Origin of the sequence: Sphingomonas sp. (assembly GCF_051962185.1) — a bacterium.
Taxonomy (GTDB): domain Bacteria; phylum Pseudomonadota; class Alphaproteobacteria; order Sphingomonadales; family Sphingomonadaceae; genus Sphingomonas.
On record NZ_JBQCCN010000024.1, the window covers coordinates 1 to 5,068 of the forward strand.

The 5,068-nt window shown below is 66.0% G+C and carries 4 protein-coding genes and 1 pseudogene; all 5 read right to left on the reverse strand.

From position 1 onward, the window contains the following. Nucleotides 1-1,473, reverse strand: a 1,473-nt coding sequence (locus ACTHJR_RS01985) for a 5'-3' exonuclease H3TH domain-containing protein (protein WP_440521384.1), incomplete at its 3' end; no start/stop codon positions are given. 289 nt (nt 1,474-1,762) lie between these two features. Then, entirely contained in the window at nt 1,763-2,455 is a 693-nt protein-coding gene (locus ACTHJR_RS01990; protein ID WP_440521385.1) for a 2OG-Fe(II) oxygenase, read from the reverse strand. Between the two features lie 54 nt (nt 2,456-2,509). Next, a complete protein-coding gene (locus ACTHJR_RS01995) occupies nt 2,510-2,971 on the reverse strand; it encodes a hypothetical protein (RefSeq protein ID WP_440521386.1) in 462 nt (153 codons plus the stop codon). Next, a complete protein-coding gene (gene bla / locus ACTHJR_RS02000) occupies nt 2,968-4,071 on the reverse strand; it encodes a class A beta-lactamase (protein ID WP_440521387.1) in 1,104 nt (367 codons plus the stop codon). Before bla ends, ACTHJR_RS01995 begins: the two co-directional genes overlap by 4 nt. A 142-nt stretch (nt 4,072-4,213) precedes the next feature. Next, nucleotides 4,214-5,068: pseudogene (locus tag ACTHJR_RS02005) on the reverse strand (FAD-binding protein); the annotation flags it as partial.

The window sequence follows — 5,068 nt, forward strand, 5'->3', positions numbered from 1 at the left end:
CTGGTCGAGCGGGACCTGGGCGAAGCTGATCGCCTTCTTGCCGGTGCCCGTCACGTCCTTGTAGCTGATGCAGGTGTGTTCGAGCGTGGCATGCGCGACCTCGTCCATGCCGTGCCCGGCGAGCGACTGGCCGGCATCGAGGTCGAAGCTCATCACCATCGTGTCGTCGATCGGCGTGACCGGCAAACCGTGCCGGATCAGCACGTTGATGTCGTATTTGATGTTGTGCCCGATCTTGAGCACGCCGGGATCGGTGAACAGCGGCTTGAGCAGCCGTACCACCTCGGCGAGCGGCAATTGCGGCGGGACCTCCCCGAACATGTCGTCACTGCTCTTGTGCCCGATCGGGATATAGCAGGCGCGGCCAGGCGCGGTGGCAAGGCAGATGCCGACCAGATTGGCCGCCATGCTGTCGAGCGAGTCGGTCTCGGTGTCGATCGCGATCGTGCCGCTGGCGTGGCTTTCGGCGATCCACGCCTCGAGCCGGTCGATGCTCGTCACGGTTTCATAGAGGTCGCAATTGATCGGCGGCAGTTCGATGAAATCGGGCGTCGCGACTTCCGACACCGCCACCGCCGCGGCGACCGGATCGGGCTGTTCGCGACCGGGCGCGTGCGCGGCCATGCGCGACAGCAAAGTCTTGAATCCCTGGTCTTCCAGAAACGCGCGGAGCGGCTCGGGCGGAATGCCCTCCAGCTTCAATTCGTCGAGCGTGTGCGGCAGCGTCATGTCGCAATGGAGCGCGACCAGCTTGCGCGACAGCCGGGCCATCGGCTCGTGCTCGATCAGATTGTCGCGCATCTTGCTCGGCTTCATGGCCGGCGCGGCGGCGAGTACGGCGTCGAGATTGTCATGCTCGACGATCAGTTTCGCCGCGGTCTTGGCGCCGATCCCGGGCACGCCGGGGACGTTGTCGACCGCGTCGCCCATCAACGCCAGCACGTCGCCCAGTTGGTCGGGGCGCACGCCGAACTTGGTCTGGACATAGTCCGCGCCGCGCCGCTCGTTCTTCATCGTGTCGAGCATGTCGACGCCGGGCTGGATGAGCTGCATCAGGTCCTTGTCGGAGCTGACGATGGTCACGTCCCACCCCGCCTCGACCGCGCGGCAGGTGTAGGTGGCGATGATGTCGTCGGCCTCGAATCCGTCTTCCTCGATGCACGGCAGGGAGAAGGCGCGCGTCGCCTCGCGGATCAGCGGGAATTGCGGGATCAGGTCCTCGGGCGGCGGCGGCCGCTGCGCCTTGTATTTGTCGTAGAGGTCGTTGCGGAATGTGTGCGAGCCCTTGTCGAGCACCACCGCGAGATGGGTCGGGCCCTCCGCCTTGTCGAGCGCATCGGCGAGCTTCCACAGCATCGCCGTATAGCCATAGACCGCGCCCGCCGGCGTGCCGTGCCGGTTGGTTAGCGGCGGGAGCTGGTGATAGGCGCGGAAGATATAGCCCGAGCCGTCGACGAGGTAGAGATGAGGCATCGCGGGCAGAGATAGCGTGGCACGCGTGCGGCCACAAATGGTTAGCATGGTGGGGCGGATATTCAGACGGCCGCACTACCGACCGGTCGCTCGATGCCGATGCTCCACGGCCGCCCCAAAACCTCACCCGTCACCCCGGGGCTTGTCCCGGGGTTCACCGTGCCGCACGTCCAGGGCCAGAGCCTCCTGCTTCACGCTCGCTGCGCGGTGGGTCCCGGCAAAAGGCCGGGATGACGGAGTAGCGGGTCGAGCGGGCGCTCCTCCGCCAGCAATCGACAAAATGGGCGGACTACGCCGCGTCGTGGAAGATGATCCCCAGCGTATGCCGCCGCCCCGACCTGAGCGGGCTGACGCCATGGCGCATCGCCACGCGATAATCGCCGCGCGACCCGGCAACGGGGCGATGGTTGACCGCGAACACGACCGCGTCGCCCTGGCCGAGCGGCACCACCTCGACCCGCGACTGCATGCGTGGGCGTTGCTCGTTCAGGACGAGTTCGCCGCCGGTGAACTCCTCGCCGGGGCGCGACAGCAGGATGGCAGCCTGGAGCGGAAAGACATGCTCGCCGTAGAGATCCTGGTGCAGGCAATTGTAGTCGCCGGGGCCGTAGCGCAGCAGCAACGGCGTCGGGCGCCGCTGGCCCGCATCGTGGCAGCGCGTGAGGAAATCGCCATGCTCGGCGGGGAAGCGCACGGGCAGGCCCAACCGCTCGTGCCAGCGATTGGCGATCGGGGCGAGGTACGGATAGAGCGCATTACGCAAGCCCGCGATCGGATCGGGCAAGGGATAGCGATAATAGCGATACTCGCCGCGACCGAAGCCGTGGCGCGCCATCACGACATGGCTGCGGAACTGTTCGGGCGCATCATAGCCCGTGGCGATCAAGGCGCAGGTCGCGGGATCGAGCAGGCCGGGCAGCAAGGCCCAGCCGCGCGCGTCGAGCTCGGCGGCCAATGCCGCGGGATCGGGAAAGATGTCCATGAACCTGATGTGGCGATGGCGGAGCCGCCGCGCGCCCCGCGGCTTGCGGTCAAATCAGCCGCGCACGCAGTCCAGCGTATCGCCGAGCACGAGCGGGCCGCCGCGCGCGATCGACCAGTCGATCCGCATCTTTCCCGGCCCGGTCAGCGTGTAAGCGAATTGCTCGACCGGCGCGCCGCCTTCCGACCGCGACCAGGCCAATGTATCGCCTTGCCAGCCGGCGGCGCCGTACCAGCGCATGGCGCCGATGCTTGCCACCGATGCGCGGAAGCTGCCGTCGGCAAGCATGGTCCAGGTCTCGAGCGACTTGTAAGTCGTCGGCGGCAAATCGTCGTGGTGGACGATCAAGGTCGCGGTGCCCGGGTCACGGGCGATCGCCAGCCGCGACGCGAGCGGAGCGCCGCTCTTGATGAAATGGCCGTGGCACGTCCAGCTGCCGATCAGCGCATCGAACCGGTCGGCCGGCACCCCCGCCGACTGCGCCGACGCAACCAGCAACGCGAGCGCCGCGATCACCAACGGTGGTTGGTCACCACGCCCAGCACCACCGCCTGCATCAATTGCTGACGCTGGGGGATGGTCTTGGGCGTGTCGCCGATCATCACCGCGATCGCATAGGATTTGCCGTTGGGCGCGATCAGGAAGCCGACGTCGTTATAACCGGCGGTGCGCCCGCTGAAGTCCTGGCCGGTGCCGGTCTTGTGACCGAAGGTCCAGCCTTCGGGCACCGCGCCGCGCAGCCGCTGGCGCCCGGTATGCGACGATTCCATCGTCGACATGAGATATTGCGTCGACATCGGCGAAAGCAATTCGCCCTTCTTGAGGCGAGCGAGCGCGGCCACGATCGCACGCGGTGCGGCGCCGTCGGGCGGATCGGCGATATAGCGTTCGAAGGCGTCCATCCTGGTTGAAGCCGGAATCCGTGCACGCGCGACTTCGAACGAACGGCCGGTCGAATATTCGGGCTTCCATTCGAGCCCGGCGGTGAAGCTCTGCAGCAGGCGCTCACCCGGCCCGAAGCGAATGTCGGCGATTCCCTTTCTGGCGAGGAACGAGCGCACCGCGGTCGGCCCGCCGGCGAGGCGCAGCAGGCAGTCGTTGGCGGTATTGTCGCTCTGCGTCAGCGCACGCTGCAGCAATTCGCCGACCGTGGTCTTGTACCCGTCGCCCTTGACCAGCGCCGCGATCGGCTGGTGAAAGAGAGTGAGATCGTCCTTGCGGACCGTATAGGGATCGTCGAGCGACAATTTGCCCTGGTCGCGCAGGTCGAGCACGGTCATCGCGACCCACAATTTCGACACGCTCTGCTGCGGTAGCTTGAGGTCGCCGTTCGAGGTGACCGTCCAGCCGTCGTCGATGCTCATCACCGCGATGCCGACCTTGCCACCGAAATCGCGCGTCAGCGTCGGCACCAGCGCGGCGAGCGCGGCGGGCGCCAGCACGACAGGCTTGGCGGCGACCGGCTGCACGACTTCGCGCGGCGGCGCATAGACCACCGGCGGCGGCGCGGCGCGCGCCATCCTGTTCGACTGGCTGTCGGATACGCAGCCCGCGATCGCGAGCCCGACGGCTGCTCCCAACGCTATCTTACCGAAACGCTTCACAGAACGACCCATGGACCCCCGCCCGTGTTTTCATCGCCGATTGAATTATCGTACGAAATCGGTTGCGGAATCCCTGATATAGTATCTCCGCGATGAACCGCACGTGAAAAGCGGCGGAGCGAGCAACCAACCCGCTGAAAAGCGCGGACGATTCTTACGGAACCAGAACGGTATCGACCGCGACCGGCAGCGTCTCGGGATAGTCGAGCGTGTAGTGCAGCCCGCGCGATTCGTGGCGGTGCAGCGCCGAGCGCACGATCAGGTCGGAGGTCTGGAGCAGATTGCGCAGCTCGATCAGGTCGGGCGTCACGCGGAAATGTCCATAATAATCCTCGACTTCGCCGGTCAGCATCTTGATGCGATGGGCGGCGCGCTCGAGCCTTTTGGTGGTGCGGACGATGCCGACATAATTCCACATGAAGCGGCGGATCTCGGTCCAGTTCTGCTTGATGACCACTTCTTCATCCGAGTCGGTCACCCGGCTTTCGTCCCACGGCCGGATCGCGGGCGGCGGCGCGAGCTCGCTCCAATGCGCGTTGATGTGCTTGGCGCACGCTTCCCCGAACACGAAGCATTCGAGCAGCGAGTTGGAGGCCAGGCGATTGGCGCCGTGCAGCCCCGACTGGGTGCATTCGCCGGCGGCATAGAGGTGCGGCAAATCGGTGCGCCCGTCGAGGTCGATCATGATCCCGCCGCAGGTGTAGTGCTGCGCCGGCACGACCGGGATCGGCTCTTTGGTCATGTCGATGCCGAGACCCATCAATTTCTCGTAGATCGTCGGGAAGTGATGCCGGACGAACTCGGCGCCCATATGGCTGATATCGAGATGGACGTAATCGAGGCCGAGCCGCTTGATTTCATGGTCGATCGCGCGCGCCACGATGTCGCGCGGCGCGAGTTATTACCTCGGGTAGAAATAGGGCATGAAACGATAGCCGGTTTGGGGGATCGTGAGTTGCCCGCCCTCGCCGCCCACCGCCTCGGGGATCCGGAAGTTATTGACCTCGAG

Bases quoted from the DNA above. Each gene is read 5' to 3' on its own strand.
- ACTHJR_RS01990 (WP_440521385.1), bottom strand. From the start codon at position 2,455: ATGGACATCTTTCCCGATCCCGCGGCATTGGCCGCCGAGCTCGACGCG.
- bla (WP_440521387.1), bottom strand. From the start codon at position 4,071: ATGGGTCGTTCTGTGAAGCGTTTCGGTAAGATAGCGTTGGGAGCAGCC.